This window comes from Pseudomonas sp. AC239, assembly GCF_979258545.1.
This window is the reverse complement of record NZ_OZ409864.1, coordinates 2,374,443-2,400,648: the sequence shown is the minus strand read 5'-3', so window position 1 is coordinate 2,400,648 and position 26,206 is coordinate 2,374,443. Positions and strand designations below refer to the sequence as shown.

General features: G+C 60.3%; 28 protein-coding genes and 1 pseudogene. 24 read left to right on the top strand and 5 right to left on the bottom strand.

Features of this window, described 5'->3' with window-relative positions:
- Positions 1-3: 3 nt before the first annotated feature.
- From ACZ0AZ_RS11065 to queC, 19 genes are all read left to right on the top strand, one after another.
- Positions 4-258: an acyl carrier protein gene (locus ACZ0AZ_RS11065; RefSeq protein ID WP_016772026.1), complete on the top strand. Its 255-nt coding sequence runs from the start codon at positions 4-6 to the stop codon at positions 256-258.
- On the top strand, positions 255-800 hold the full coding sequence (locus ACZ0AZ_RS11060; RefSeq protein ID WP_129998239.1) for a COG4648 family protein: 546 nt from the start codon (positions 255-257) through the stop codon (positions 798-800). The genes ACZ0AZ_RS11065 and ACZ0AZ_RS11060 overlap by 4 nt, the downstream gene beginning before the upstream one ends.
- Positions 797-2,476, top strand: coding sequence for an ApeI family dehydratase (locus tag ACZ0AZ_RS11055; protein ID WP_463537374.1), 1,680 nt, complete (start codon positions 797-799; stop codon positions 2,474-2,476). The genes ACZ0AZ_RS11060 and ACZ0AZ_RS11055 overlap by 4 nt, the downstream gene beginning before the upstream one ends.
- Positions 2,469-3,203 (top strand): glycosyltransferase family 2 protein, encoded by a 735-nt coding sequence (locus tag ACZ0AZ_RS11050; RefSeq protein WP_463537373.1) that lies wholly within the window; start codon positions 2,469-2,471, stop codon positions 3,201-3,203. The genes ACZ0AZ_RS11055 and ACZ0AZ_RS11050 overlap by 8 nt, the downstream gene beginning before the upstream one ends.
- Positions 3,200-4,147, top strand: a complete 948-nt coding sequence (locus ACZ0AZ_RS11045; protein WP_463537372.1) for an LpxL/LpxP family acyltransferase — start codon at positions 3,200-3,202, stop codon at positions 4,145-4,147. The genes ACZ0AZ_RS11050 and ACZ0AZ_RS11045 overlap by 4 nt, the downstream gene beginning before the upstream one ends.
- A complete protein-coding gene (locus ACZ0AZ_RS11040; protein ID WP_137215151.1) occupies positions 4,128-5,672 on the top strand; it encodes an HAL/PAL/TAL family ammonia-lyase in 1,545 nt (514 codons plus the stop codon). The genes ACZ0AZ_RS11045 and ACZ0AZ_RS11040 overlap by 20 nt, the downstream gene beginning before the upstream one ends.
- Positions 5,665-6,090 (top strand): acyl-CoA thioesterase, encoded by a 426-nt coding sequence (locus tag ACZ0AZ_RS11035; RefSeq protein WP_039756713.1) that lies wholly within the window; start codon positions 5,665-5,667, stop codon positions 6,088-6,090. The genes ACZ0AZ_RS11040 and ACZ0AZ_RS11035 overlap by 8 nt, the downstream gene beginning before the upstream one ends.
- Positions 6,087-6,689, top strand: coding sequence for an outer membrane lipoprotein carrier protein LolA (locus ACZ0AZ_RS11030; protein ID WP_263470864.1), 603 nt, complete (start codon positions 6,087-6,089; stop codon positions 6,687-6,689). Before ACZ0AZ_RS11035 ends, ACZ0AZ_RS11030 begins: the two co-directional genes overlap by 4 nt.
- Positions 6,673-9,003 (top strand): MMPL family transporter, encoded by a 2,331-nt coding sequence (locus ACZ0AZ_RS11025; protein WP_463537371.1) that lies wholly within the window; start codon positions 6,673-6,675, stop codon positions 9,001-9,003. Before ACZ0AZ_RS11030 ends, ACZ0AZ_RS11025 begins: the two co-directional genes overlap by 17 nt.
- Complete coding sequence (locus tag ACZ0AZ_RS11020; protein ID WP_463537370.1) at positions 9,000-10,163, top strand: cation:proton antiporter; 1,164 nt, start codon at positions 9,000-9,002, stop codon at positions 10,161-10,163. Before ACZ0AZ_RS11025 ends, ACZ0AZ_RS11020 begins: the two co-directional genes overlap by 4 nt.
- Positions 10,150-11,397 carry an NAD(P)/FAD-dependent oxidoreductase gene (locus ACZ0AZ_RS11015; RefSeq protein WP_463537369.1) on the top strand — a complete coding sequence of 416 codons (1,248 nt, stop codon included), beginning with the start codon at positions 10,150-10,152 and terminating at the stop codon, positions 11,395-11,397. Before ACZ0AZ_RS11020 ends, ACZ0AZ_RS11015 begins: the two co-directional genes overlap by 14 nt.
- Positions 11,394-12,119 carry a class I SAM-dependent methyltransferase gene (locus ACZ0AZ_RS11010; RefSeq protein WP_463537368.1) on the top strand — a complete coding sequence of 242 codons (726 nt, stop codon included), beginning with the start codon at positions 11,394-11,396 and terminating at the stop codon, positions 12,117-12,119. The genes ACZ0AZ_RS11015 and ACZ0AZ_RS11010 overlap by 4 nt, the downstream gene beginning before the upstream one ends.
- Positions 12,119-12,727: a hypothetical protein gene (locus ACZ0AZ_RS11005; RefSeq protein WP_463570887.1), complete on the top strand. Its 609-nt coding sequence runs from the start codon at positions 12,119-12,121 to the stop codon at positions 12,725-12,727. The genes ACZ0AZ_RS11010 and ACZ0AZ_RS11005 overlap by 1 nt, the downstream gene beginning before the upstream one ends.
- The gene (locus ACZ0AZ_RS11000; RefSeq protein WP_463537366.1) at positions 12,724-13,920 is read left to right on the top strand and encodes a beta-ketoacyl-[acyl-carrier-protein] synthase family protein; all 1,197 of its coding nucleotides are present in this window, start codon (positions 12,724-12,726) and stop codon (positions 13,918-13,920) included. The genes ACZ0AZ_RS11005 and ACZ0AZ_RS11000 overlap by 4 nt, the downstream gene beginning before the upstream one ends.
- On the top strand, positions 13,917-14,381 hold the full coding sequence (locus ACZ0AZ_RS10995) for a hotdog family protein (protein WP_039756700.1): 465 nt from the start codon (positions 13,917-13,919) through the stop codon (positions 14,379-14,381). Before ACZ0AZ_RS11000 ends, ACZ0AZ_RS10995 begins: the two co-directional genes overlap by 4 nt.
- Positions 14,374-15,102, top strand: a complete 729-nt coding sequence (gene fabG, locus ACZ0AZ_RS10990) for a 3-oxoacyl-ACP reductase FabG (protein WP_039756699.1) — start codon at positions 14,374-14,376, stop codon at positions 15,100-15,102. The genes ACZ0AZ_RS10995 and fabG overlap by 8 nt, the downstream gene beginning before the upstream one ends.
- Entirely contained in the window at positions 15,102-16,328 is a 1,227-nt protein-coding gene (locus ACZ0AZ_RS10985) for a beta-ketoacyl-ACP synthase (RefSeq protein WP_463537365.1), read from the top strand. Before fabG ends, ACZ0AZ_RS10985 begins: the two co-directional genes overlap by 1 nt.
- Before the next feature lie 29 nt (positions 16,329-16,357).
- Positions 16,358-16,801, top strand: coding sequence for an excinuclease (locus ACZ0AZ_RS10980; protein WP_129998251.1), 444 nt, complete (start codon positions 16,358-16,360; stop codon positions 16,799-16,801).
- A gap of 224 nt (positions 16,802-17,025) precedes the next feature.
- Positions 17,026-17,724 carry a 7-cyano-7-deazaguanine synthase QueC gene (queC, locus tag ACZ0AZ_RS10975; protein ID WP_263215659.1) on the top strand — a complete coding sequence of 233 codons (699 nt, stop codon included), beginning with the start codon at positions 17,026-17,028 and terminating at the stop codon, positions 17,722-17,724.
- Positions 17,725-17,773: 49 nt separating this feature from the next.
- On the opposite strand, the gene ACZ0AZ_RS10970 is transcribed toward queC, so the two are convergent.
- Together ACZ0AZ_RS10970 and ACZ0AZ_RS10965 are read right to left on the bottom strand one after the other, a co-directional pair.
- On the bottom strand, positions 17,774-18,652 hold the full coding sequence (locus ACZ0AZ_RS10970; RefSeq protein ID WP_463537364.1) for a queuosine precursor transporter: 879 nt from the start codon (positions 18,650-18,652) through the stop codon (positions 17,774-17,776).
- Positions 18,636-19,241, bottom strand: coding sequence for a helix-turn-helix domain-containing protein (locus ACZ0AZ_RS10965; RefSeq protein ID WP_463537363.1), 606 nt, complete (start codon positions 19,239-19,241; stop codon positions 18,636-18,638). The genes ACZ0AZ_RS10970 and ACZ0AZ_RS10965 overlap by 17 nt, the downstream gene beginning before the upstream one ends.
- A gap of 366 nt (positions 19,242-19,607) precedes the next feature.
- Between ACZ0AZ_RS10965 and ACZ0AZ_RS10960 the strand changes: the two genes are divergently transcribed.
- From ACZ0AZ_RS10960 to ACZ0AZ_RS10945, 4 genes and pseudogenes are all read left to right on the top strand, one after another.
- Complete coding sequence (locus ACZ0AZ_RS10960) at positions 19,608-19,958, top strand: DUF6124 family protein (protein ID WP_372339869.1); 351 nt, start codon at positions 19,608-19,610, stop codon at positions 19,956-19,958.
- 57 nt (positions 19,959-20,015) lie between these two features.
- Positions 20,016-20,270 (top strand): hypothetical protein, encoded by a 255-nt coding sequence (locus ACZ0AZ_RS10955; protein ID WP_129998255.1) that lies wholly within the window; start codon positions 20,016-20,018, stop codon positions 20,268-20,270.
- Between the two features lie 11 nt (positions 20,271-20,281).
- A pseudogene (locus tag ACZ0AZ_RS10950) lies at positions 20,282-20,428 on the top strand (excinuclease); the annotation flags it as partial.
- A gap of 134 nt (positions 20,429-20,562) precedes the next feature.
- Positions 20,563-21,000, top strand: a complete 438-nt coding sequence (locus tag ACZ0AZ_RS10945; RefSeq protein WP_463537362.1) for an excinuclease — start codon at positions 20,563-20,565, stop codon at positions 20,998-21,000.
- A 103-nt stretch (positions 21,001-21,103) separates the two neighbouring features.
- On the opposite strand, the gene ACZ0AZ_RS10940 is transcribed toward ACZ0AZ_RS10945, so the two are convergent.
- Positions 21,104-22,006, bottom strand: coding sequence for a LysR family transcriptional regulator (locus tag ACZ0AZ_RS10940; RefSeq protein ID WP_463537361.1), 903 nt, complete (start codon positions 22,004-22,006; stop codon positions 21,104-21,106).
- A 118-nt stretch (positions 22,007-22,124) separates the two neighbouring features.
- On the opposite strand from ACZ0AZ_RS10940, the gene ACZ0AZ_RS10935 reads away from it, so the two are divergent.
- Positions 22,125-23,399, top strand: coding sequence for an MFS transporter (locus tag ACZ0AZ_RS10935; RefSeq protein ID WP_463537360.1), 1,275 nt, complete (start codon positions 22,125-22,127; stop codon positions 23,397-23,399).
- Between the two features lie 176 nt (positions 23,400-23,575).
- On the opposite strand, the gene hemE is transcribed toward ACZ0AZ_RS10935, so the two are convergent.
- Both hemE and ACZ0AZ_RS10925 read right to left on the bottom strand, forming a co-directional pair.
- Positions 23,576-24,643, bottom strand: coding sequence for a uroporphyrinogen decarboxylase (gene hemE / locus ACZ0AZ_RS10930; protein WP_016772044.1), 1,068 nt, complete (start codon positions 24,641-24,643; stop codon positions 23,576-23,578).
- A 132-nt stretch (positions 24,644-24,775) separates the two neighbouring features.
- Complete coding sequence (locus tag ACZ0AZ_RS10925; protein ID WP_007909438.1) at positions 24,776-26,194, bottom strand: FAD-dependent oxidoreductase; 1,419 nt, start codon at positions 26,192-26,194, stop codon at positions 24,776-24,778.
- Positions 26,195-26,206: the final 12 nt, after the last annotated feature.

The window sequence follows — 26,206 nt, the reverse complement described above, 5'->3', positions numbered from 1 at the left end:
ACCATGCAAACTCGTGACGATATTTTCAACACCCTGCGCGATGCCCTGGTCGAGCTGTTCGAACTGGATCCGGCCCGTGTAAGCATGGACGCCAACCTGTATCAGGACCTGGAAATCGACAGCATCGACGCCGTCGACCTGATCGATCACATCAAACGCCAGACCGGGAAGAAAATCGCCGCCGAAGAATTCAAGTCGGTGCGCACTGTCGGTGACGTGGTCGAGGCGGTGTTCCGTCTGGTTCAACCGGCCGCATGAGCCGACTGATCGGCCTGGGCCTGCTGCTGGCCGGTCTGCTGTACCCCTTTGCGGTGTATTTCGGCATGGAGCATTTCGCCCCGTGGCAATTTGCGCTGCTGCTGGGCAGCCTGTGGCTGGCGCGCGCCCTGACCGGCGAACGCAAGCCCGGCAGCCTGTGGATGGCCTGCACAGCGATCGGGTTCTGCCTGTTGTTGGCGGTGTTCGACAGCCCGCAGCTGCTGCGCTGGTACCCGGTGCTGATCAGCGCGTTCATGCTGGTGCTGTTCGGCGTGAGCCTGAAATACGGCCCGCCGATGGTCGAGCGCCTGGCGCGGTTGCGCGAGCCGGAACTGCCTGAGGTTGCCATTCGCTATACGCGCAAGGTGACGCTGGCCTGGAGCGTGTTTTTCTTTTGCAACGGTTTGTGCGCCGCCCTCCTCACTCTGTGGGCGCCGCTGGATTGGTGGATGTTGTACACCGGCCTGATCTCCTATGGATTGATCGGCCTGATGTTTGCCATTGAATGGCTGATACGACAACGGGTAAGAGGCCGTACATGAATTGGATAAAACTTGAGCAGCTGTTGCTCAAGGCACTGCCAGCACGGGCGATCTGCCAGGCGCCGGCCCTCGATCACACGCAACTGCGAGCGCAGGCCTTGAGCGTCGCCGCTGGTCTGCAAAGCCGAGGCGTGAAACGTCTGGCCGTGCATCTGGAAGATGCTGCCGACCTCGCCATCGCCCTGCTCGGTGCATGGCGTGCCGGCGTCAGCGTGTTGCTGCCGGCGGATCTGCAAGCGCAGACGCGTCAGCGCTGGTCGCAGGAGGTCGATCTATGGCTGACCGATCAACCCGGCGACGCCCAGTTGCACGACTTCACTCAGCCCGGCCTGGCCGGTGCAGAACTGGATCTCGATCAATCCCGACTGAGCCTGTGCACCTCCGGCTCCAGCGGCGACCCCAAGCGCATCGACAAGACCCTGCGCCAATTGGCCAACGAGGTCGAAGCGCTGGAACAGTTGTGGGGCGCAGACCTCGGTCAAGCCTGCATCATCGGCAGTGTCGCCACGCAACACATCTATGGCCTGCTGTTTCGCGTGTTGTGGCCACTGTGCGCCGGGCGCCCGTTTGTGCGCCGGCAACTGGCCTTTTCCGAAGACCTGCAGCGCGCCAGCCGCGAGCATCCGGCCTTTGCCTGGGTCGCCAGCCCGGCGCTGCTCAAGCGCATGGGCGACAACCTCGACTGGCCGGCCCTGAGCGCGGTGCGCCGGGTGTTTTCCTCCGGGGGCGCGTTGCCACTGGAGGCTGCGCAAAGCCTGCAACAGCGCTTGCAGCAATGGCCGACGGAAATCCTCGGCAGCTCGGAAACCGGCGGCATCGCCTGGCGTCAGGGCGAATCGTTGTGGCAACCGTTTGCAGGCGTCGAACTGAGCCAGGACAGCGACGGCGCCCTGCTGATCGCCTCGCCTTACCTGCCTGCCGGCCATGTCGAACACAGCGCCGACGCCGCGCGCATCGCCGCCGATGGTCGTTTCGAACTGCTGGGGCGACTGGACCGCATCGTCAAACTGGAAGAAAAACGCATCTCGCTGCCGATGCTTGAGCAGGCCTTGGCAGCCCATGACTGGGTCGCCGAAGCGCGCCTCGGTGTGGTCCAGGAAAACCGCGCCTCGCTCGGCGCGCTGCTGGTGCTCAGCGAATCGGGTCTGTTCGCCCTGCGCGAGCATGGCCGCCGTGGCCTGACCGAGACCCTGCGCAAACATCTGAGCCAACATTGCGAAGCCCTCGCCCTGCCCCGACGCTGGCGCCTGCTGCGGCAAATGCCGTTGAACAGCCAGGGCAAACTGGCGCAAGCCGACGTCGAAGCGCTGCTGCTGGCCGCACGGCCGAAAGCCCCCGAAGTGCTGGAGCAGAGCGCAAGCGACGGCGAGTGGAGCCTGCAACTCAGCGTGCCGCCGGATCTGGCCTACTTCAGCGGACACTTTCCCAAGGCGCCGGTTTTGCCCGGCGTGGTGCAGGTGGAGTGGGCGCTGAATCTGGGTCGACAGTTGCTGAAGCTGGACGGCGCGTTTGCCGGAATGGAAGTGCTGAAATTCCAGCAACTGGTGCGCCCGGGGGATGCAATCCAGCTGCATCTGCGTTTCGATGCCGAGCGCGGCAAGTTGTATTTCGCTTATCGCAACGACACAGCGACGTGTTCCAGCGGACGCATTCTCCTGGGGCCTGCCCATGCATAACCCCTGCGCCGTGATCCCGGTGTACAACCACGAAACCGCGATCATCACCGTGGTCGATGCCCTGCTTGCACAAGGTCTGCCGTGCATTCTGGTGGACGATGCCAGCGAGCCGTCATGCGCACGGGTGCTCGACGCCCTGGCCGAGCGCGACGGGGTTTTTCTGGTGCGTCTCACAGCCAATCAGGGCAAGGGCGGCGCGGTGATGGCCGGTCTGCGTGAAGCCTCGCGTCTGGGTTACAGCCATGCCTTGCAGGTCGATGCCGACGGCCAGCACGATTTGCACGACGTCGCGCGCTTCGTCGGCGAATCCCGCGCCCATCCCGAGGCGATGATCTGTGGCTATCCACTGTTCGACGAGAGCGTGCCGAAAGGGCGTTTGTACGCGCGCTACCTGACCCACGTGATGGTGTGGATCAACACCCTGTCGTTGCAGATTCGCGATTCGATGTGCGGCTTCCGTGTTTATCCGCTGGCGCCGACTCTGGCGGTGATCGATTCGGCCAAGGTCGGCAAGCGCATGGATTTCGACTCGGACATTCTCGTGCGTCTGGCCTGGCGCAATCAGCCGATGCGCTGGCTGCAGACCAGCGTGCATTACCCGCTGGACGGTGTATCGCACTTTCGCCTGTTCCACGACAACGCGCTGATCTCCAGCATGCACACGCGGCTCTTCTTCGGCATGTTGCTGCGCTGGCCGGTGATCCTCTGGCGGCGGTGGAAACCATGAGCGAAGAAGTCGACAAGAAGCACTGGGCCGACCGCGAAGAGCGCGGCAGTTTCCTGCTGATGAAATTCACCGCGCTCGCCGCCAAAGTCCTCGGCCGGCGACTGCTCAGTCCGTTGCTGTACGGCATCGTGCTGTATTTCTTTTTGTTCGGCCGGATCGCCCGACGCAGTGCCTGGCAGTACCAGCAGCGCTTGGCCGAGTGGAGCCGGCGCGACGACTTGCGCCCGAGCCACTGGCGGGTGTTCGGCCAGTTCATGACCTTTGCCGATTCGCTGCTCGACAAGCTCGACGTGTGGAACGGCAAGCTGAGCATCGAGCAGATCGAAATCATCGACCCGGCGCTGCTGCGCAAGCAGTTGCGCGGCAGTCGCGGGCAACTGCTGGTCGGCGCGCATCTGGGCAATCTCGAAGTCTGCCGCGCGCTGGCGGAGATCGGCGAAAAGGTCACCATGAACGTGCTGGTGCACACCAAGCATGCCGAGCAATTCAACCGGTTGCTTGGTGAAGCCGGGGCGACCAATCTGCGCCTGATCCAGGTCAGCGAACTCGACCCGGTGATCATGCTGCAACTGCATGAACGGCTGGAACGCGGCGAGTGGCTGGCGATTGCCGGCGACCGCGTGCCGCTGCACGGCGGGCGCAGCGTGACGGTGGATTTTCTCGGCCATCCGGCGCCATTTCCGCAAGGCCCGTGGTTGCTGGCCGGCCTGCTCAAGTGCCCGGTCAATCTGCTGATGTGCCTCAAGCAACCCGACGGCCACTATCGCCTGACCCTCGAACCGTTCGCCGACGCGGTGGTGTGGACACGCCGCGAGCGCGAGCAGGTCATTCATCAGTGGGCCACGCGCTACGCGCAGCGCCTGAGTCACTATTGCCTCGAAGCCCCGCAGCAATGGTTCAACTTTTACCCTTTCTGGAAGACCGATGACGACGCCAACCCATGAGCCGGTAACCTTCGGCGAACGCCCTTTGCGCATCGAAGACGTGCTGGCCCTGGCCAACCGTCAGGCGCCCGTGCAGTTGCAGGCTGACGCCGACTATCGCGAGCGCATCGCCAAGGGCGCGCGGTTTCTTGATTCGCTGCTGGACAAGGAAGGCGTGATCTACGGCGTCACCACCGGTTACGGCGATTCCTGCGTGGTCGCGGTGCCGCTGCATCACGTCGAAGCCTTGCCGCGTCATCTCTACACCTTTCATGGTTGCGGCCTGGGCAAACTGCTCGACGCGCAGGCGACCCGCGCGGTGCTGGCGGCGCGTTTGCAGTCGCTGTGTCACGGCGTTTCCGGGGTGCGCGTCGAACTGCTCGAGCGTCTGCACGCGTTTCTCGAATACGACATCCTGCCGTTGATTCCCGAAGAGGGTTCGGTGGGTGCCAGCGGCGATCTGACGCCGCTGTCCTATGTCGCCGCAACCCTGTCCGGCGAGCGCGAAGTGATGTTCCGTGGCGAACGTCGTCAGGCTGCCGACGTGCATCGCGAACTCGGCTGGACGCCGCTGGTGCTGCGCCCGAAAGAAGCACTGGCACTGATGAATGGCACAGCGGTGATGACCGGCCTCGCCTGCCTCGCCTTCGCCCGCGCCGATTACCTGTTGCAACTGGCCACGCGCATCACCGCGCTCAACGTTGTCGCGCTGCAAGGCAACCCGGAGCACTTCGACGAACGTCTGTTCGCCGCCAAGCCGCATCCGGGACAGATGCAGGTCGCCGCGTGGCTGCGCAAGGATCTGGCAATCGACGCGCCAACTGCACCGCTGCATCGTCTGCAGGATCGCTACTCGCTGCGTTGCGCGCCGCATGTGCTCGGCGTGTTGGCCGACAGTCTGAACTGGCTGCGCGGCTTCATCGAAACCGAGCTGAACAGCGCCAACGACAACCCGATCATCGACGCCGAAGCCGAGCGCGTCCTGCATGGCGGGCACTTCTACGGCGGGCACATCGCGTTCGCCATGGACAGCCTGAAAAACCTTGTGGCCAACGTCGCCGATCTGCTCGATCGGCAACTGGCGCTGCTGGTCGACGAACGCTACAACCACGGCTTGCCGAGCAACCTCTCCGGCGCGCCAGCCGATCGGGCGATGATCAACCATGGCTTCAAAGCGGTGCAGATCGGCACCAGCGCCTGGACCGCCGAAGCGCTGAAAAATACCATGCCGGCCAGCGTGTTCTCGCGCTCCACCGAGTGCCATAACCAGGACAAGGTGAGCATGGGCACCATCGCCGCCCGTGATGCGATTCGCGTGCTGGAGCTGACCGAACAGGTCGCCGCCGCCACCCTGCTTGCCGCCAACCAAGGCGTGTGGCTGCGCGCTCAAGCCGCCGATGCGCGCCCGCTGCCGCCGGCGCTGGCGGCGATGCACGAAGAACTCGGCAAGGACTTCCCGCCGGTCATCGAAGACCGCGCCCTGGAAGGCGAACTGCGCCTGTGCCTGCAACGCATCGCCGCGCAACACTGGAGGCTGCATGCGTAGTGCCGGAGTGCTTCACGCCGATACCGAGATTCTCGTGCCGTTTTTCGACGTCGACACCATGCACGTGGTCTGGCACGGCCATTACGTCAAATACCTCGAAGTGGCGCGCTGTGCGCTGCTGGACAAGATCGGCCACAACTACACGCACATGGTCGAGTCGGGTTACGCCTGGCCGATCATCGACCTGCAATTGCGCTACGTGCGCGGCGCGGTGTTCGGCCAGCGGCTGAACGTGCGAGCCAGTCTGGTCGAGTGGGAAAACCGTCTGAAGATCAATTATCTGATCACCGACCTGCAGACCGGCGAACGCCTGACTCGCGCCAGCTCAGTGCAGGTCGCTGTTGAAGTCAGCAGCCGCGAGATGCAACTGGCTTCACCCAAAGTCTTCACCGATGCCGTGGAAAGGATGCTGCGATGAATGTGTTTTTCAGAAGCCTTGGCGCACTGACGCTGCTGGCCGTGTCGTCATGGGCCAATGCCTTCGACCTGCAACAACTCAGTGAACAACTGGCGAAACCGGATGTTATCCACGGCCAGTTCATTCAGGAAAAACACCTGCGCGCCCTGCCGCAGCCGCTGATCAGCAAGGGCAGCTTCGTCCTCGCTAAAAATCATGGCTTGCTGTGGCTGTTGAAAACTCCGCTGCAACAGGATTACCGCATCACCGCCAATGGCATCGCCCGCCGTGACAGCAACGGCTGGCAACTGCTGCCGAACAAGAGCGCCGGCGCCGAGCAGAACCGTTTGTTCCTCGCCGTACTGCAAGGTGACAGCAGCGGTTTGCAGCGGGATTTCGAACTGGCCCTGAGCGGCACGGCGCAGCAGTGGCAACTGACCCTGACGCCGCGTTCGATGCTGCTCAAGCAAGTGTTCAAGCAGATCAATATTGACGGCGGTGCTCTGGTGCAAAGCATCGAACTGCTGGAAACCCAAGGCGATAGCACGTTGCTGCGCATGCAGGACAGCACGGCCGAGCAACCCTTGAGTGAAGCGGAGCAACATGACTTTGCCGAGTGAACGCAAGCTGCCCTGGCTGTTTCTGAGCCTGCTGCTGGCCGTCGTCGCGCTGGCTGCCTGGCAGTGGCGCGACGGTGCGCCGCTGTCGGCCAATCTCATGGAGCTGGTACCCGGGACCAGTCCCGATGCGCTGGAAGTGCGCGCCGAACAGCGCATGCAAGAGCCGCTCAACCGCGAAATGCTGGTGCTGGTCGGCCACGCCGATCGCCAGCAAGCGCTGACCATGGCTCAGCAACTGGGCGAACAATGGCAGGCCAGCGGTCTGTTCGAAACCGTGCAGTGGAACCTGCAAGCCGACTTGCCGGCGCTACGTACGCAATTGCTGCAAGGGCGTTTGGCGATGCTCTCGGCGGATGACCGGCAACTGCTCAACGAGCATCCCGAGGTGTTCATTCAGCAGCGGGTGCAGGCGCTGTTCGACCCGTTCAACGGCTTTACCCTGGTGCCCAGCCAGGACGATTGGCTGGGCCTGACCGGACGCATCCAGAACAGCCAGCCAAAGCATGGCGCGGTGCAACTGGACATCGGCAGCGGCGCATTGGTCGCCTATGCCGACGGCAAGAGCTGGGTGATGCTGCGGGCGCGTACCACCGGCAACGCCTTCGACATGAACCTGCCGCTGCAAGTGGCAGAACTGCTCCAGCACAGCCGTGAACAGGCGGCGCAAAGCGACGTGCAGTTGCTTGCCGCCAGTGGCCTGCTCTACGCCGCCAACGGCCAGCAACAAGCCACCCGCGAAATGACCTGGGTCGGCGGTGGTGCGACGGTCGGCATTCTGCTGTTGCTGCTGTTGGCGTTTCGTCGCTGGGGCGTGCTGCTGGCGTTTGTGCCGGTGCTGGTCGGCATGCTGTTCGGCGCGGTGGCTTGCGTGGCGCTGTTCGGTCACATGCATGTGATGACGCTGGTGCTCGGCTCGAGTCTGATCGGCGTTGCCGTCGATTACCCGCTGCACTATCTGTCCAAGAGCTGGAGCCTCAAGCCTTGGCGCAGTTGGCCGGCCCTGCGCCTGACCTTGCCGGGGTTGACCCTGAGCCTGATCACCAGCGTCATCGGCTATCTGGCGCTGGCGTGGACACCGTTTCCGGCATTGACGCAGATCGCGGTGTTCTCCGCTGCCGGCTTGCTCGGTGCCTATCTGTCGGCGATCTGCCTGCTACCAGCGCTGCTGAGGAATGTCCAACTGCGCCCGGCGCAATGGCCGCTGCGTCTGGCCGAACGCCTGATTCAGCTGCGCGAGGCACTGCTCGCTTGCATCCGCACGCCCGTGTTGCTGGCGCTGCTGATCGCCTTCTGCGTCGGCGGCCTGATGCAATTGCAGAGCAAAAACGACATCCGCCAATGGGTCGGTGCGCCGCAGCATCTGACCGACGAAGCGCAGACCATCGCGCGCATCACCGGGTATCAACCGACCAGCCAGTTCTTCCTGATCCGCGCCGCCAATCAGGAGCAATTGCTTGAGCGTCAGGCAGCACTGAGCGAACGTCTGCAGCAACTGGTCAACCTCGACAAGCTGCAAGGCTATCTGGCCCTCGATCAACTGGTCAGTGCGCCGAGCCAGCAACAGCAAGTGCGCGAGGCGTTGCAGAAGCTGCCGTCTTTCTGGCAACCGCTGCTCAATCTCGGCGTGCCAGCGGCGGCTTTGCAAAACGAACTGCAGCAGTTACAGACGCTGCCCACTGAAGACATCGACGCCGCGCTGGCCGGCCCGCTCGGCGAGCCGTATCGCACACTGTGGCTTGGCCCGACGGAAGACGGCGTTGCGGCAATGACCAGCCTGCAGGGCTTGAACAATCCGTCGTTGTTGCGTGTGCAGGCGCTCGATCTGCCGGGAGTGGTGCTGGTTGATCGTCTCGGTGACCTGAACAAGGTCTTTGCCGCCACACAGATCAGCGCCGCTGAACTGAAACTCGCCTCCTGCGTGTTGATCGTGCTGGTCCTGATCCTGCCGTTCGGCCTGACCGGCGCGCTGCGTATCGTTGCCCTGCCGCTGCTGGCGGCGCTGTGCAGTCTGGCCAGCCTCGGCTGGCTCGGTCAGCCGCTGACCCTGTTCAGCCTGTTCGGCCTGTTGCTGGTGACGGCGATCAGCGTCGATTACGCAATCCTCATGCGCGAACAGGTGGGCGGCGCAGCGGTAAGTCTGCTCGGCACCTTACTCGCTGCGCTGACAACGTGGCTGTCGTTCGGCCTGCTGGCAGTGTCCAGCACGCCAGCGGTGAGCAATTTCGGCTTGTCGGTGAGCCTGGGGCTGGCGTTCAGCTTCATGCTCGCGCCGTGGGCCGGGCGCCATGAACCGGCTGCGGAGGCAAGCGCATGATGGTCTTCGGCTTCTGGTTGCTGGCCTTGGCGCTGTTTGCCCTGGCGACCCGGGTCGGCCGCCATTTCGGCCTGATTCCGATCGTCAGTCAGTTACTGCTGGCGAGCTTCGGTTTGCCGTTACTGATGTATTTCTGGATCGAACCGGGCTGGCAGCTCAGCGGCGCACAGCTGATCGCACCGGACTGGTTGAAAAACCTCTACGGCCTGAGCTTCGCCTTGCTGCTTGGGCATATCCTCAGCGACGTCATCGACCTGCGTCTGGATCGCCAGAGCGTAAAAATCGCCGTGCCGAGTTTCGCTGTGCCGTTCGCTTGCGGGCTGGCGGTCGCGTATTGGTTGCTGCCGTCGCAGCCGTGGCTCAACGCACTCGCCATCGGCCTGGTCTTCGCGATTACGGCGATCCCGGTGTTGTACCTGTATTTGCGTCACATCGATTACCCACCCGCTGCCACGCGGCGTCTGGTGCAGACCGCGATCCTTATCGACCTGACCTGCTGGACGCTGTTCGGCCTCGCCCAGGGCAGCCTGCACTTGAGCAGCCTGTTGCTGCCCGTGGCCATGGCCGGCGTGCCGCTGCTTTTGCACCTGCTGCGCGTGCGTCGCCCGCTGACCTACAGCCTCGGCTTCTTCGCGTTGCTGGTGATGGCCGAGCATTACAAACTCAACGCGCTGATTTTCGGCATCGGCTATCTGCTGTGCATGGCGCTGCTGAAAGTGCCGTTGGTGCTGCCGTTGCCGGCACGCTGGATGAGCCGCTTGCAGACGTGGATCGCGATCCCGCTGATCCTCACGTTCGGCATCGTCCAGATCGACGTGCACAGCGCCCTCGCCAGCCTAGACGCCGGGCAGTGGGCGGCGCTGCTGCTGTTGCCGATTGCCAGTAAACTGCTCGGCAACTGGCTCGGCCTCGGTTGGGCGGGCGCCTCGTTCGCTGGCGCCAGCCGCTGGCGCGAAAGCGTGCTGCTGAACATTCGCGGCCTCAGCGAAATCGTCTTTCTCAACCTTTTGTTGCAACAACAGCTCATCACCCCGGCGCTGTATTTCGCGCTGATGCTGATGGGCCTGATCGCGACGCTGCTGCCGGCCCTGATCGGCCTGCATCGCGCGCCCCTGAATCTGAACAGTCCCTTGCCCCGGAGCTCACGTGCCAATCGTTGAAATGGAATCCCGTCAGGTCGTGATCATCGGTGCCGGCCCGTCCGGCGCTATCGCCGCCGCCCTGCTCAAGCGCAAGGGCCACGATGTGCTGGTGCTCGAGCGCCAGCACTTCCCACGCTTTTCGATCGGCGAAAGCCTGCTCAGTCACTGCCTGGATTTCGTCGAAGAAGCCGGCATGCTCGACGCCGTCAACGCCGCTGGTTTCCAGCGCAAGACCGGCGCGGCGTTTGCCTGGGGCGAGCGTTACAGCGCTTTTGATTTTGGCGACACCTTCACCGCTGGCAAGCCGACCACGTTCCAGGTGCAGCGCGCCGATTTCGACAAGTTGCTGGCCGATCAAGCGGCACTGCAAGGCGCAGAAATCCGCTATGGCGATGCGATCGTCAGCGTCGATTTCGATCAGGCGAAACCACAACTCGATGTGCGCCGCGAAGATGGCAGCGAGTACCGCGTCGAAGCCGATTTCGTGCTCGATGCCAGCGGCTACGGCCGCGTGTTGTCGCGCCTGCTCGACCTCGAAGCGCCTTCGAATTTCCCGGTGCGTCAGGCCGTGTTCACGCACGTTGAAGATCACATCGACAACCCGGCGTTCGACCGCGAAAAGATCCTCGTCACCACACATCCCGAGCATCGCGGTGTGTGGTTCTGGACCATCCCGTTCAGCAACGGCCGCTGCTCGGTGGGCGTGGTGGCTGCCGCCGAGCACTTCGCCGGTCGCGATGCCGATCTCGATGTCTGCCTGCGCAGTTTTATCGCCGAGACGCCAAGCCTCGCCGGGGTTCTGAACAACGCGGTCTGGGACACCCCGGCGCGCACCCTCGGCGGCTACGCGGCCAACGTGAAAACCCTGCACGGCCCGGGCTTCGCGCTGCTGGGCAACGCCGCAGAATTTCTCGACCCGGTGTTCTCCTCCGGCGTGACCATTGCCATGCGTTCGGCGAGCATGGCCGCTGGCGTACTGCACCGTCAGTTGCAGGGTGAAACGGTGGACTGGCAACGTGAATTTGCCGAGCCGTTGAAACGCGGCGTCGACACGTTCCGCTGCTACGTCGAAGGCTGGTACGCCGGCACCTTCCAGGACGTGATTTTCTACGAGGACAGCCAGGCCGAGATTCGCCGGATGATCTGCTCGATCCTCGCAGGTTACGCCTGGGACGAGCGCAACCCGTTCGTCAGCGAAGCGCGGCGCCGGCTGAAGATGATTTCCCAACTCTGCGCGCAGGACACCCCATGAATTACCTGAGCGACAGCTACGTCGAGGAAACCCGCTTCGGTCTCTGGTTCCTGCGCAGCCACACCTGGCAGCACCATGTGCTGCGCGTGGCGATCAACGATTTGCGTGGCTTGTTCAGTGAAGCGCTGCCGGAACACCCGGTGCTGCTGGACGCCGGTTGCGGGCAGGGCAAGTCGTTCGGCCACCTGCGCCAGACCTTCGCCCCGCAGCGCCTGATCGGCGTCGACGCCGACCCGCACAGCCTGCAACTCAGCGCCGAAGAGGCCGCGCGCCTGGGCATGCCGGTCGAGTTGATCGGCAGCGATTGCGCCACGCTTCAAGTCGCCGATGACAGTGTCGATCTGCTGTTCTGTCACCAGACCTTTCATCACTTGGTCGAGCAGGAAAAGGCCATGGCGGAGTTCTATCGCGTACTGAAACCGGGCGGCTATCTGCTGTTCGCCGAGTCCACCGAGGCTTACATTGATACCTGGGTAATTCGCTGGCTGTTCCGCCATCCGATGCATGTGCAGAAGAGCGCCGCCGGCTATCTGCAGATGATCCGCGAGCAGGGTTTCGAGTTTGCCGAGCGCAATGTGTCCTACCCGTATCTGTGGTGGAGCCGGTCGAAGGATTTTGGTTTGCTGGAGCGGTTGCGTTTGAGCAAACCCAAGCCATTCGGTGAGCGTGAAGAGACGCTGGTGAATGTTGTTGCGCGCAAGCCATTGCAAGGTGACATCTGATGCACCACTTTCGACCTGAATACATTGGTCCCTGTGGGAGCTGGCTTGCCAGCGATGGCGGTGTGTCTGTCAAAAAAAATGCTGGATGTGCGGACGCCATCGCTGGCAAGCCAGCTCCCACAAGGTTTGTGGTGTGGCTAGTATTGGTGCTATTTGCCTTGCTCAGCGCCTGCGCCAGCCAGCCGCCACTACCCGCAGCCAACCCGACTTTGCCCCTGCCGCTGCAACTGCACATCGAACGCCAGCAAGCCGGACAGCGGCAGGACTGGCTGCTGGTGATCCAGCACGAAGGCGCCGGCACGCGCTGGTCGATGATGGATCCGCTGGGCATTCCCCAGGCCCGCCAGCAACTGATCGACGGGCATTGGCAGGCCGACGGTCTGCTGCCGCCGAACCCGGAAGCTCGGGAGCTGTTCGCCGCATTGCTGTTCGCTTTGACGCCTTCCGCCGAACTGTTGCGCAATTATCCCGACGCCCGCCAACAGGCCGATCAGCGTTCACTGCCGACGCGCTGGAACATCCGCTATTCACAACCGTTGAGCTTCCAATTGAATCTGCCCCAAGGCCCGCACTATCGCGTTTCCCAGTTAGGTGAATCGACGCCATGACCGCTTACCTGAATGCCCTAGGCGTGATCTGCGCTTTGGGCCGCGACAAGTCTGAAGTCGCGCGCAATCTGTTTGCCGGCGACTGCTCGGGGATGCGCCACGAGTCCGGCTGGGTGGCCGAGCGTGAGTTGCCGGTGGCCGCCGTGCACGGTGAATTGGCGCCGATCCCCGCCGAACTGCTCGAACACAGCAGTCGCAACAATCAGCTGCTGCTGGAAGCCGCGCTGCAAGTCCGCGCTGACATCGATCAAGCGATCCAGACCTATGGCCGTGAGCGCATAGGCGTGGTGCTCGGCACCAGCACCTCAGGCATCGACGAGGCCAGCCGGGGTCTGGCGCATTACATCCGCGAACAGCAATTTCCTCCCGAGTACGACTATCGCCAACAGGAACTCGGCGCCCCGGCGAATTTTCTCGCCGAATGGCTGCAACTGAGCGGCCCGGCCTACGTGATTTCTACCGCTTGCACTTCCAGCGGCCGCGCGCTGATGAGCGCTCAGCGTCTGCTCGATCTGGGCCTGTGCGACGCGGTGCTGTGCGGCGGCGTCGACAGTCTGTGCAAGCTCACGCTGAACGGTTTCTCTTCGCTGGAGGCCGTTTCAGATGAGCGCTGCAATCCGTTTTCCGCCAACCGCAACGGCATCAATATCGGCGAGGCAGCGGTACTGTTCGTGATGAGCAAACAGCGCGGCGAAGGCCCGGGCATCGCCCTGTTGGGTGCGGGCGCCAGCTCGGATGCGCACCATATTTCCGCGCCGGAGCCGAGCGGTCGCGGCGCCCTGCAAGCGATGCAAAAAGCCCTTGGCCGTGCGCATCTGCAAGCCGGGCAAATCAACTACCTGAACCTGCACGGCACCTCCACTGCGCACAACGACGCCATGGAAAGCCTGGCGGTCGCGGCGCTGTTTCCCGAAGGCGTCGCCTGCTCGTCAACCAAACCGCTGACCGGTCACACCCTCGGCGCCGCCGGCGCGCTGGAAGCGGCGTTCTGCTGGCTGAGCCTGAGTGCGGAAAACCCTGAACAGGCGTTGCCGCCGCACATCTGGGATGGCCAGGCCGATCCCGCGCTGCCGCCGCTCAACTGGGTGACCGCGAGCGAACGCCTGACGTCCATTGCACCGCGCTACCTGATGAGCAACTCGTTTGCCTTCGGCGGCAACAACGTCAGCCTGATTATCGGAGACGCCCCATGAGCCACTGGCCGCTCGCCGAACTGCTGCCGCATGCCGGCGACATGATTCTGATCGACGCCATCGAGCGCTTCGACGATGAGCAGATTTTCACCCGCCTCACGGTCAAGCCCGATGGCCTGTTCAACCTGCCCGACGGCAGCCTGCCGGCGTGGGTCGGCGTCGAGCTGATGGCGCAGAGCGTCGCCGCTTTCGCCGGTTGCCACGCCCGGCAAAAAGGCAATCCGGTGGAGCTGGGTTTTCTCCTCGGCACGCGCAAATTCGAGTGCAACGTTGAAGCCTTTGCGGCCGGCAGCGAGCTGACCATCCATGGTCTGCGCTCACTGGAGGACGACAACGGCATGGGCGTGTTCGAATGCCATATCCACGGCGACGGCATACATGCCAGCGCTCGGCTCAACGTATTCCGTCCACCCGAAGCCAACCAATATCTGCAACAGACAAAGGAGTCGCACGATGACTGAATCCGTACTGGTCACCGGCTCCAGCCGTGGCATCGGCCGCGCCATTGCCTTGCGTCTGGCGCAGGCGGGGCATGACATCGTCCTGCATTGCCGCAGCGGCATGACCGAAGCCCAAGCGGTGCAGGCCGAAATCGAAGCACTGGGTCGCCGTGCGCGCATCCTGCAATTCGACGTCGCCGACCGCGAAGCCTGCAGAAGCATTCTCGAGGGCGACGTCGAAAACCACGGCGCCTATTACGGCGTAGTGCTCAACGCCGGGCTGACCCGCGACGGCGCGTTTCCGGCGCTGAGCGATGACGATTGGGACGTGGTCCTGCGCACCAACCTCGACGGTTTCTACAACGTTCTGCACCCGGTGATGATGCCGATGATCCGTCGTCGCGCCGCCGGACGCATCGTCTGCATCACCTCGGTGTCGGGCCTGATCGGCAACCGTGGGCAAGTCAATTACAGCGCCTCGAAGGCCGGCGTGATCGGTGCGGCAAAGGCGTTGGCGATCGAGTTGGGCAAGCGCAAAATCACCGTTAACTGCGTCGCCCCTGGCCTGATCGACACGGCCATGCTCGACGAAAACGTGCCGGTGGAGGAACTGATGAAAATGATCCCCGCGCAACGCATGGGCACCCCTGAGGAAGTGGCCGCTGCGGTGAATTTCCTGATGTCGGCGGAAGCCTCGTACATCACCCGCCAGGTGCTGGCGGTCAACGGAGGCCTGTGCTGATGAAGCGCGTCGTCGTCACCGGCATGGCCGGCATCACCTCGCTGGGCAGCGACTGGCCGACCATTGCCGGCAATTTCGCAGCCAATCGCAGCGGCATTCGCCGCATGGACGAGTGGGATCGCTTCACTGAGCTCAATACGCGTCTGGCCGGGCCCATCGATGATTTTCTCGTGCCGTCGCACTGGACCCGCAAGCAGTTGCGCAGCATGGGCCGGGTATCGCGACTGGCGGTCGGCGCAGCAGAAAAGGCTCTGGCCGATGCTGGCCTGCTCGGTGACGAATCGATCAAGGACGGGCGCATGGGCGTCGCTTGTGGCTCGTCCACCGGCAGCACTGACGAAATCAAAGCGTTCGGCAACATGCTGCTCAACTCGGTGGCCGAGGGGCTGAACGCCAACTCCTACGTGCGGATGATGCCGCACACCACCGCCGCCAATATCAGCATCTTCTTCGGCCTCACCGGCCGCCTGATTCCGACGTCCAGCGCCTGCACCAGCGGCAGCCAGGGCATCGGCTATGCCTACGAGGCAATCAAGTTCGGCCGCTTGCCATTGATGCTCGCCGGCGGCGCCGAAGAACTGTGCCCGACCGAAGCCATGGTGTTTGACGCGCTTTACGCCACCAGCCTGAAAAACGATGCGCCACAGACCAGCCCACGCCCGTACGACAAGGGCCGCGACGGTCTGGTGATCGGCGAAGGCGGCGGCATGCTCGTGCTTGAGGAGCTGGAACACGCCCTCGCCCGTGGCGCACGTATTCACGCGGAAATCGTCGGTTTTGGCAGCAACGCCGACGGTCAGCACACTACGCGTCCAGAGCAAGTGACCATGCGCCGCGCCATGGAGCTGGCGCTGGAAGACGCTGGGCTGGCGCCAGAGGCCATCGGTTATGTAAATGGCCATGGCACGGCTACAGAACAGGGCGACATTGCTGAAACGCTGGCCACCAGCAGCCTGTTTGGCGAACACATGCCGATCAGCTCGCAGAAGAGTTTCCTCGGCCACACCCTCGGTGCCTGCGGTGCGCTGGAGTCGTGGTTCAGCATCGAGATGATGAATCGCGATCAGTACGTGCACACCTTCAACCTCGACGAGGTCGACCCGCACTGCGGCAAGCTCGATTACCTGCGCGGCGAATTCCGCCAGATGCACCACGACTACGTGATGAACAACAATTTCGCTTTCGGTGGCGTCAACACTTCGTTGATCTTCCGCCGCTGGGCATAACCGAATCGATCCAGGTCAAGGAGACCTTCATGCACTTCAAGAAATTTGCCGCCGTCACCCTGCTGCTCTGCGCTTTGCCAGCGGTCAGCCAGGCCCGCGACACGGCGGTCTACCTGCCATTCGACAAAGCCGTCGCCGAAGCCACCCGCTCGGGCAAGATCGATGGCAGCGTGAAATTCTATCTGGCCGGCAACACCCCGGCCGGTAAAGTCACCGTGGTCAGCCCCGGCGCCGTGACCAACAAGAAAACCAACGCTTTCAATAAATCTGACGAAGTTGCCTGCGAGTGGGTCGCCCAATCGGCAATCATCAGCCTGCACCAGGCGGCGAAAAACGCCGGCGCCAATGCCGTGACCAACATCGTCAGCTTCTACAAGAGCAACGAGCGCAAGGACACGCAAACCTACGAATGCCACGCCGGCGCAATCATGGCGGGCGTTGCGTTGAAGGGTGATCTGGCGAAGGTTCAGTAATACAGCAACCCGGATATGCGTGGCTGCGGCAGAGTGTTGCCTTGTTTCGCCTACTCCAATTTCCATATGGGTGCCATTCGGTGCCCTTTTTTCATCTAATTAACAAAAAAAGATACATACGGAAATCTCAGTGTGTCATTTCGGAAGCGTCCGACACTCAGTACAGTTTCTACTCTGTAAGGTTGATGCCGCCGCGATCAAGCGGCATACCCAAGGACGAAACAATGCGTAAAAAAGCGGTTATCGTTTTCAGCGGCGGCCAGGACTCAACAACCTGTTTGATCCACGCACTGCCGAAGTACGACGAAATTCACTGTATTACGTTTGACTATGGACAGCGCCACCGCGCCGAGATCGAAGCGGCGCGCGAACTTGCGCAAGCGCTGGGCGTTACCGCCCATACCGTGCTGGACTTGAAACTGCTCAACGAACTGACAGTCAGCAGCCTCACCCGGGACAACATTCCAGTACCGATAGCCAATGAAGCCGGCAACGAAGTGCCCAATACGTTCGTACCTGGCAGGAATATCTTGTTCCTGACTCTCGCATCGATTTATGCATATCAAGTTCAAGCTCAGACGGTGATAACAGGTGTCTGCGAAACGGACTTTTCAGGCTACCCGGATTGCCGTGATGATTTCGTCAAGGCTTTGAATTCAGCTATCAAGCTAGGCATGGATTATCAATTACAGTTCGAAACGCCATTGATGTGGCTGACAAAGTCCGAAACCTGGGCGTTAGCCGAGTACCATGGCCAATTGGAACTTGTACGCGAACACACCCTGTCTTGCTACAACGGGATAAAGGGCAGCGGCTGCGGCGAATGTGACGCCTGCAGCCTTCGATCGAGAGGGCTAAATGAGTTTTTGAAAAACAAGAAAAGGTTTATGAACAGCATGAGATACAGGTTGAGTTTAACCTGACCTGATCATAAAGAGGGCGAGATGGAGATCTCTCGCCCGTACCCCATAACTATATAACTCGCGCTTCGGGCACGAATCTCTTGAAAAGCGACCTTGCGCCGTATGCGGGGAGGACATTGAAAAAAGCGAAGAACATTTTCACAGTGATCTGAACTATTACTACCGATAGCAATTCAGAGTTCTCCAGGACACCATAAAAAGCAATAACACAGAAAAGGACACTGTCTATCAACACAGCGAAGAAGGTGCTAAAAAATACCCTCAAAAAAAGATATCTAGAATTTGTCAGCTGCTTGATTCTACATAAAAGATATGAATTGGCATATTCAGAAAACAAAAAGGAAACAGATGAGGCCAATAACACCGAAGACACATGCAACACCACCTCACTGTAAGCTCTATCAAGCCTCCATCCCGGTAATCCCGGCATCTTTTCTGCCGCGCTCAATAACAAAATTATCAAAGCATTACTTATAAAACCAAAGAAAATCGCCTTTCGCGCCAATTTGAAACCGTACAACTCGTTAAGCATGTCAACGACTAAAAACGTGAAAGGATAGAGAAAAACCCCAGGTGTCAAAACGACGTCAAACCGCTCAAAATAGATAAGCTTGGTCGCACCAATATTCGAAAAGACATATAGCACCAGTAGAAAAAGGTTGAGAACAACATAAATCATCCAAGACCTTTCATTTCGGTCAGTCATATCATAGGCAGTTAACGCCGAGCCTGTGGAATAGTATTTCCTGTATATATTTCTGGTTTCAGCCCTGCTGAGATCATCGATCAGATCGCTTTTCAGTAACTCCGCCAACTTTACTTTGATCAGCTTCCCTGTTGAGACAACCATTATTACCGCGAGCTTTTTGTCCGCCACAAAACCAAGCAATTTATATTTATTGTTTTCCGGCTCAATACTTCCCGACATTAAATCTCTCCTCAACCAAATCTCCTATAACCAATAATGCTTCGGCGTCAAAATCTGAGCCAGGCATTATGTACAGTTTCCTTGTGTCTCGGTCGTAAATAAGCTTGCTCGCTCCGGCGGTTGAGGCTCCTTTCTTGACTATTAAAAGATCACCTGCTTCATTCGCCCCGTGTATCTCATTCTCCAGCAATACACCTATCAAATTGCTGGCTGACCCGAAGTAGTATGTCAAGGGGTGAGATACAACCAACTCACCGATCCGCTTATCCAGATTCTTTAGAAGATAGGTTTCCCTGATGACAGGCACTGCAGCCGGATTCATGTTCCCATGAAGAGAAACTGTAGACTCGATTATTTCTTTCTCTTGAAAGTCGACAGTTTCAATTTCTTTATATGACACTCCAAAGAAGTCCGATATTTTTCGTATAGTAGATTGCTGAACATTAACAACCCGTCCCTCAAGAATATTATAAATAGTCGTCCTGGTGAGACCACTGGAATTACATAGAGACATACGCGTTTCACCCCGACTCTCTATGAGGTATTTGACGTTCCTCTTCAGCTTTTCTGTCTTTTCTTTCTTATGCATCAAGATATCTGCCCACCAATGGTTATATTCGAGCACGCCAAACGAATGCTGCGCCCAAGAAACGCGCGCTACGGCAAGAAATACAATACAACCTCGCCAAAAAGATGATTGTACATTCGCAAAACGCGTTTAAGTTGATGTTGAATAACAGACGCAACAGATAGGAATACTCCTACAACAATGGAAGATCACTCGTACAAACGAAGCAAAAGAATCATTTGATTACATATATGTTAAATTTTTTGATTAAAAATAAGGGAGTTTCTGGCTATAACTGACTAGGTAAAAAGCGCTTTATCGCAATCAAATCAACTACGAAAAAGTGGAATGGACGCCGCTTTTTTTAAGCCTTCAGGGAGATGCCCAATGACAAACGACAATTCCGATCATCTGCAGCTACCGAAGCCCCATGGGCCGGACGCCGGTCTAACCATGCCATCAGAGGACGCCACCGAACTCCTTGCCCGCAAACGCGCGCGCAACCTATGCGAAGTCAGCCATATGTTCACCGTCGTTCCTGATGTCGATAACGAGTCCATTCTGTGTCACGCCTGTGAAAACATCGCTTCTCTGAACGTAATGGCCACCGATCTGGCAAGCGAACTGGAGGGAGCGCAGCGCCACATTGCGCTAGCTATTCAGCAACTTGCCGTATTGTGCGAGTTAGCCCTAAACCGAGCGCTAGATAATCTGGAACCTCCTTTGGTGCTTGCTTGAGCCAACCTCTTTATCACCGAGTGAGCGCACTTTCCCGCCCAAAGAAGTTCTTTTTTCATGGATCGATATCTGCCCATCACCGGCATCGACTGCAAAATCGCCTCGCTACTGATCGACACCCAAGCACCTCTGGATGTTTTGCACGAAACGGCAGCGCATCGCATTAGAACGGCAACGCAACTGCTGGAAAATCTGGCGCACCAGGAGGGCATCTACAGTGAGCTGGCGAAGGTGCTGGTGACGTCTCTGCGCGATGGTTGCGATTTACTGGATGTGATTGGCTGGCGGCTACAGCAAGAGATGACTATCTAGCCGGAAATAGCGTGAAAAACGCCGGCGCCAACGCCGTGACCAACATCGTCAGCTTCTACAAGCGCAACGAGCGCAAGGACGCGCAAACCTACGAATGCCACGCCGGCGCGATCATGGCGGGCGTTGCGTTGAAGGGTGATCTGGCGAAGGTTCAATAAACGCCAGAAACGACAAAAGGGCGCCGTTTGGCGCCCTTTTTTTGCGCTGATTGAACAGCATCTACACTCGCTGATGCAGGTCGCAGCACCGTAACCTGCCCTCGCAGTCTCTTTCACCGTCAAAGGAGATGACCATGCAAGTGAAAGCCCTGATCGCCGCAGCGCTTTTCGCGCTACTGCCCAGTGCCGGCCATGCCACCAACCTCATGTACATGCCTTTCGAAACCGTGCTGTCGGACGCGATTCGCGCCGGTCGGCTGGATGGCAGTGTTAAGTTCTACCTGATCGGCAACGGGCCGCAGGACACTCAGCAGTTGCTGCGCCGAGGGGTGGTCAGCGATTTGAAAACCAACGGCTTCAACAAGAGCGATCAGGCTTCGTGTGAATGGGTGTTGCAGTCGAATCTGATCAAATTGCAGGCTGATGCCAAGCGGGTCGGGGCGAATGCGGTTGTGAATATCGTCAGTTACTACGACCAGCATGTGCGCAAGGATTTGAATACCTACGAGTGCAGGGCAGGAGTTTTTGTTACCCGGGTGGCTTTGAAGGGGGATTTGGTGCGGTTGCCCTGAAATCTGTGATGTTTGGGCCGACGCCTTCGCGAGCAGGCTCGCTCCCACCTTGGAATGCGTTTCCCTGTGGGAGCGAGCCTGCTCGCGAAAGCGCCAGGCGCCTTCACACCGTCAGCGGTTCAACCTTGTGCGTAAGCAGTTCGACAAACGCCCTGGCCATCGGCGATTTCTGGTCTTTGCGCTGCACCAGCCACACTGCGGAAATCGCTTCAGGATCAAGCAGTGGGCGATAGACCACGCCATCAATGCGCATGCGTTGATAAGACGCCGGCAGCACTGACACACCCAATCCCGCCGCCACCAGACCGATAATGGTCATCGCCTCGCCAGCCTCTTGGGCAAAATGCGGGCTGAAGCCGGCGTCACGGGCCAGGTTTAGCAGTTGCGCATAGAGCCCGCTGCCATAGCTGCGCGGAAAAAACACGAACGGTTCCAGCGCCAGCGCCGAGAGAAACAGGCCTTCGTCGCTGCCTTGGGCCAACGGATGCTTGGAACTGAGCACCGCCACCAATGGCTCGCGCATCAACTCCACAACACTCAGTGAATCTGGCAATCCGAGCGGGCGCATGATGCCGACTTCGATCGACTCGTCCACCAAGGCATCGGCGACCATGGTGCTGCTCATTTCGCGCAGATTCAGATGCACCGCCGGAAAGCGCTGACGAAAGGAAAAAATCGCCTGCGGAATGGTCGAATTGAACGGTGCCGACGAGGTGAAGCCAATCTTCAGTTCGCCAAGCTCACCAAGCTGCGCGCGCCGGGCCACATCCGCTGCCTTGTCGACCTGCGCCAGCACCAGCCGCGCCTCCTGCAGAAACAACCTGCCCGCCTCGCTCAACTCGACCCGACGATTGGTGCGCTCGAACAGGCGTGCGCCGAGCTGCTGCTCCAGCGCTTGAATCTGCTGGCTCAGCGGTGGCTGCGAGATGCCCAGCACCTGTGCGGCCCGGCCAAAGTGCAGTTCTTCGGCGACGGCAATGAAGTAACGCAGATGACGCAGTTCCATAGAATTCCCATTAGGTCGCTGAAGCTATCAAACAGGTCGAACAATATATTGGATAGAAACATTAGCCAGCTATATGATTTTTTCATTGCCTGCCCGGCTGCGCTCTCCGAGGTCTGAAGTGAAAACTGCTGTCGCGCCCCTTGCCCACGAAATCCCGCCCGCTGCCGACGACGATGTGCGCGCCGAGCTGCAGGAGATCTACATCGAAAAAGGCACGCCGGCGTTCATGCGCACGGTGCTGGCGCTATTCTGTGGCGGCTTTGCGACGTTCGCGCTGCTCTATTGCGTGCAACCGATGATGCCGCTGCTGTCCCACGAATACGGGATCAACGCGGCGCAGAGCAGTCTGATCCTCTCGGTGGCGACCGGCATGTTGGCCTTCGGTCTGCTGATCACCGGGCCGATTTCCGACCGCATCGGACGTAAGCCGGTGATGGTCGCCGCACTGTTCGCTGCCGCGTTGTGCACCATCGCCAGTTCGATGATGCCGAGCTGGCACGGCGTATTGATCATGCGCGCGCTGATCGGCCTGTCGTTGAGCGGGCTCGCAGCGGTGGCGATGACCTATCTGAGCGAAGAAATCCATCCACAACACATCGGTCTGGCGATGGGTTTGTACATTGGCGGCAACGCGATCGGCGGCATGAGCGGACGCTTGATCACCGGCGTGCTGATCGACTTCGTCAGCTGGCACACGGCGATGCTGGTGATCGGCGGCCTGGCGCTGGTCGCAGCGGCGTTGTTCTGGAAGATTCTGCCGGAGTCGCGCAACTTCCGCGCCCGCTCACTGCACCCGCGCAGCCTGCTCGACGGCTTCACCATGCACTTTCGCGACGCCGGCCTGCCGCTGCTGTTTCTTGAAGCGTTTGTGCTGATGGGCGCGTTTGTCACGCTGTTCAACTACATTGGCTATCGCTTGCTGGCGGCGCCGTACAACCTCGATCAGGTGTTTGTCGGTTTGCTCTCGGTGGTCTACCTGTCCGGTATCTACAGCTCGGCCAAGATCGGCTCGCTGGCGGACAAACTGGGGCGGCGCAAAGTGCTCTGGGCGACGATTGCACTGATGTTCGCCGGACTGGCACTGACCATGTTCACTTCGTTGTTGCTGGTGATCATCGGCATGCTGGTGTTCACCTTCGGCTTCTTCGCCGCGCACTCGGTGGCGAGCAGCTGGATCGGCCGGCGCGCGTTGACGGCCAAGGGGCAGGCCTCTTCCCTGTACCTGTTCAGTTATTACGCCGGATCGAGCATTGCCGGGACGGCGGGCGGGGTGTTCTGGCATCTGGGCGGGTGGAACGGGATCGGCTTGTTTATTGGTGCGTTGTTGCTGATTGCCCTGCTGGTGGCGTTGAAGCTGGCGAAGTTGCCGCCGTTGCAGGGTGTCAAAGCGTGACATAAAACCCGTGGGAGCGAGCCTGCTCGCGAATGCACTGTGTCAGGCAACATCAGTGCTGAATGACACACCGCTTTCGCGAGCAGGCTCGCTCCCACAGTTGATCTGTGTCCGACATTGGATCGTGCGAACAAAAACGCCCGGCATTTGGCCGGGCGTTTTTTATTGGGCGCTGATCACTCGTGATACTGAGCCGACAGCTCATGCACCGCACGCAGGAACGCGCCGGCATGTTCTGGATCGACTTCCGGCGTAATGCCGTGGCCAAGGTTGAACACGTGGCCGCTGCCCTTGCCGTAGCTGGCCAGAATGCGCCCGACTTCAGTGCGGATCGCTTCCGGTTTGGCGTAGAGCACGGTCGGGTCCATGTTGCCTTGCAACGCGACCTTGTCGCCGACGCGGGCGCGGGCGTTGCCGATGTCGCAAGTCCAGTCCAGGCCGAGGGCGTCGGCGCCGGCTTCGGCGATGCTTTCCAGCCACAGGCCGCCGTTCTTGGTGAAGAGGATCACCGGCACTTTGCGGCCGTCGTTCTCGCGGATCAGGCCGCTGACGATTTTCTTCATGTAGGCCAGCGAGAATTCCTGATACGCCGCCGCCGACAGGTTGCCGCCCCAGGTATCGAAGATCTGTACCGCTTGCGCACCGGCCATGATCTGGCCGTTGAGGTACGAGGTCACCGACTGCGCCAGCTTGTCGAGCAGCAGGTGCATGGCTTGCGGATTGTCGTAGAGCATCGCCTTGGTCTTGCGGAAGTCTTTCGACGAGCCGCCTTCGACCATGTAAGTCGCGAGCGTCCATGGGCTGCCGGAGAAGCCGATCAGCGGTACGCGACCGTTGAGTTCACGGCGGATGGTGCTGACCGCATCCATGACATAGCCGAGGTCTTTGTGCGGGTCAGGGATCGGCAGGGCTTCGATGTCGGCGAGGGTGCTGACGACTTTCTTGAAGCGCGGACCTTCACCGGTCTCGAAGTACAGGCCCTGGCCCATGGCATCGGGAATGGTGAGGATGTCGGAAAACAGGATCGCCGCGTCCAGTTGCGGGTAGCGGTCGAGCGGTTGCAGGGTGACTTCGCAGGCGAATTCCGGGTTCATGCACAGGCTCATGAAGTCGCCGGCGTGGGCGCGGCTGGCGCGGTACTCCGGCAGGTAGCGACCGGCCTGGCGCATCATCCACACAGGGGTGACGTCAACGGGTTGCTTGAGCAGGGCACGGAGGAAGCGGTCGTTCTTCAGGGCAGTCATGTCGGCATCCGGAAAAAAAGTGCGGGCATGGTCTCAAAAGACAGCGGCAAGCAGCAAGCTACAAGCGGCAAGTTAAAAGCAGGATTGCTTTGTAGCTTGCCGCTTGAAACTTGAAGCTTGCCGCTGGCGTCGTCAGACGCCCAGATAATCGAGGATCCCTTCAGCCGCATTGCGCCCTTCGAAGATCGCCGTCACCACCAGGTCAGAACCGCGCACCATGTCGCCACCGGCGAAGATTTTCGGGTTGCTGGTCTGGTGCTTGTACTGACCTTGCTCAGGCGCAACAACGCGGCCCTGGCTGTCGGTCTGGATCTCGAACTGTTCGAACCACGGCGCCGGGCTCGGGCGGAAGCCGAAAGCGATGACCACGGCGTCGGCCGGGATGATCTCTTCGGAACCCGGGATCGGCTCGGGGCTGCGACGGCCACGGGCATCAGGTTCGCCGAGACGGGTCTCGACCACTTTCACGCCTTCGACCTTGTCTTCACCGACGATGGCGATCGGCTGGCGGTTGTAGAGGAATTTCACGCCTTCTTCCTTGGCGTTCTTCACCTCTTTGCGCGAGCCGGGCATGTTCGCTTCGTCACGACGATAAGCGCAGGTCACCGACTTGGCGCCCTGACGGATCGAGGTGCGGTTGCAGTCCATCGCCGTGTCGCCGCCGCCGAGTACCACGACCTTCTTGCCTTTCATGTCGACGAAATCTTCTGGCGACTTTTCAAAGCCCAGGTTGCGATTGACGTTGGCGATGAGGAAATCCAGCGCGTCATAAACGCCCGGCAGGTCCTCACCGGCAAAACCGCCCTTCATGTAGGTGTAGGTGCCCATGCCCATGAACACCGCGTCGTATTCGGCGAGCAGTTGTTCCATGGTCACGTCTTTACCGACTTCGGTGTTGAGGCGGAACTCGATGCCCATGCCGGTGAAGACTTCGCGACGATTGCTCAGCACGGTCTTCTCAAGCTTGAACTCGGGGATGCCGAAGGTCAGCAAGCCGCCGATTTCCGGGTTCTTGTCGAACACCACCGGAGTTACGCCGCCACGCACCAGCACGTCGGCACAACCCAGACCCGCCGGGCCTGCGCCGATGATCGCCACGCGTTTACCGGTCGGCTTGACCTTGGACATGTCCGGGCGCCAGCCCATGGCGAACGCAGTGTCGGTGATGTACTTCTCGACCGAACCGATGGTCACCGCGCCGAAGCCGTCGTTGAGGGTGCAGGCACCTTCGCACAGACGATCCTGCGGGCACACCCGGCCGCAGACTTCCGGCAGGGTGTTGGTCTGGTGCGACAGCTCGGCGGCCTGGAGGATGTTGCCCTCGGCCACCAGTTTCAGCCAGTTGGGAATGAAGTTGTGCACCGGGCACTTCCATTCGCAATACGGGTTGCCGCAACCCAGGCAGCGGTGGGCCTGGTCGGCCGACTGCTGGGGTTTGAACGGTTCGTAGATTTCGACGAACTCTTTCTTGCGTTGACGCAACAGTTTCTTCTTCGGATCCTTGCGCCCGACATCGATGAACTGGAAGTCGTTATTCAGACGTTCAGCCATTACTAAAACCTC

What these genes read in the sequence shown, in the direction of transcription:
- ACZ0AZ_RS11020 (WP_463537370.1), top strand. Translation starts at nt 9,000, where the DNA reads ATGATGGTCTTCGGCTTCTGGTTGCTGGCCTTGGCGCTGTTTGCCCTG.
- ACZ0AZ_RS11060 (WP_129998239.1), top strand. Translation starts at nt 255, where the DNA reads ATGAGCCGACTGATCGGCCTGGGCCTGCTGCTGGCCGGTCTGCTGTAC.
- queC (WP_263215659.1), top strand. Translation starts at nt 17,026, where the DNA reads ATGCGTAAAAAAGCGGTTATCGTTTTCAGCGGCGGCCAGGACTCAACA.
- ACZ0AZ_RS11010 (WP_463537368.1), top strand. Translation starts at nt 11,394, where the DNA reads ATGAATTACCTGAGCGACAGCTACGTCGAGGAAACCCGCTTCGGTCTC.
- ACZ0AZ_RS11005 (WP_463570887.1), top strand. Translation starts at nt 12,119, where the DNA reads ATGCACCACTTTCGACCTGAATACATTGGTCCCTGTGGGAGCTGGCTT.
- hemE (WP_016772044.1), bottom strand. Translation starts at nt 24,643, where the DNA reads ATGACTGCCCTGAAGAACGACCGCTTCCTCCGTGCCCTGCTCAAGCAA.
- ACZ0AZ_RS10965 (WP_463537363.1), bottom strand. Translation starts at nt 19,241, where the DNA reads ATGCATAAGAAAGAAAAGACAGAAAAGCTGAAGAGGAACGTCAAATAC.
- ACZ0AZ_RS10925 (WP_007909438.1), bottom strand. Translation starts at nt 26,194, where the DNA reads ATGGCTGAACGTCTGAATAACGACTTCCAGTTCATCGATGTCGGGCGC.
- ACZ0AZ_RS11035 (WP_039756713.1), top strand. Translation starts at nt 5,665, where the DNA reads ATGCGTAGTGCCGGAGTGCTTCACGCCGATACCGAGATTCTCGTGCCG.
- ACZ0AZ_RS10955 (WP_129998255.1), top strand. Translation starts at nt 20,016, where the DNA reads ATGGATCGATATCTGCCCATCACCGGCATCGACTGCAAAATCGCCTCG.
- ACZ0AZ_RS11045 (WP_463537372.1), top strand. Translation starts at nt 3,200, where the DNA reads ATGAGCGAAGAAGTCGACAAGAAGCACTGGGCCGACCGCGAAGAGCGC.
- ACZ0AZ_RS11040 (WP_137215151.1), top strand. Translation starts at nt 4,128, where the DNA reads ATGACGACGCCAACCCATGAGCCGGTAACCTTCGGCGAACGCCCTTTG.
- ACZ0AZ_RS10985 (WP_463537365.1), top strand. Translation starts at nt 15,102, where the DNA reads ATGAAGCGCGTCGTCGTCACCGGCATGGCCGGCATCACCTCGCTGGGC.
- ACZ0AZ_RS11055 (WP_463537374.1), top strand. Translation starts at nt 797, where the DNA reads ATGAATTGGATAAAACTTGAGCAGCTGTTGCTCAAGGCACTGCCAGCA.
- ACZ0AZ_RS11030 (WP_263470864.1), top strand. Translation starts at nt 6,087, where the DNA reads ATGAATGTGTTTTTCAGAAGCCTTGGCGCACTGACGCTGCTGGCCGTG.
- ACZ0AZ_RS11025 (WP_463537371.1), top strand. Translation starts at nt 6,673, where the DNA reads ATGACTTTGCCGAGTGAACGCAAGCTGCCCTGGCTGTTTCTGAGCCTG.
- ACZ0AZ_RS10945 (WP_463537362.1), top strand. Translation starts at nt 20,563, where the DNA reads ATGCAAGTGAAAGCCCTGATCGCCGCAGCGCTTTTCGCGCTACTGCCC.
- ACZ0AZ_RS10940 (WP_463537361.1), bottom strand. Translation starts at nt 22,006, where the DNA reads ATGGAACTGCGTCATCTGCGTTACTTCATTGCCGTCGCCGAAGAACTG.
- ACZ0AZ_RS10970 (WP_463537364.1), bottom strand. Translation starts at nt 18,652, where the DNA reads ATGTCGGGAAGTATTGAGCCGGAAAACAATAAATATAAATTGCTTGGT.
- fabG (WP_039756699.1), top strand. Translation starts at nt 14,374, where the DNA reads ATGACTGAATCCGTACTGGTCACCGGCTCCAGCCGTGGCATCGGCCGC.
- ACZ0AZ_RS10980 (WP_129998251.1), top strand. Translation starts at nt 16,358, where the DNA reads ATGCACTTCAAGAAATTTGCCGCCGTCACCCTGCTGCTCTGCGCTTTG.
- ACZ0AZ_RS11050 (WP_463537373.1), top strand. Translation starts at nt 2,469, where the DNA reads ATGCATAACCCCTGCGCCGTGATCCCGGTGTACAACCACGAAACCGCG.
- ACZ0AZ_RS10960 (WP_372339869.1), top strand. Translation starts at nt 19,608, where the DNA reads ATGACAAACGACAATTCCGATCATCTGCAGCTACCGAAGCCCCATGGG.
- ACZ0AZ_RS10995 (WP_039756700.1), top strand. Translation starts at nt 13,917, where the DNA reads ATGAGCCACTGGCCGCTCGCCGAACTGCTGCCGCATGCCGGCGACATG.
- ACZ0AZ_RS11065 (WP_016772026.1), top strand. Translation starts at nt 4, where the DNA reads ATGCAAACTCGTGACGATATTTTCAACACCCTGCGCGATGCCCTGGTC.
- ACZ0AZ_RS11000 (WP_463537366.1), top strand. Translation starts at nt 12,724, where the DNA reads ATGACCGCTTACCTGAATGCCCTAGGCGTGATCTGCGCTTTGGGCCGC.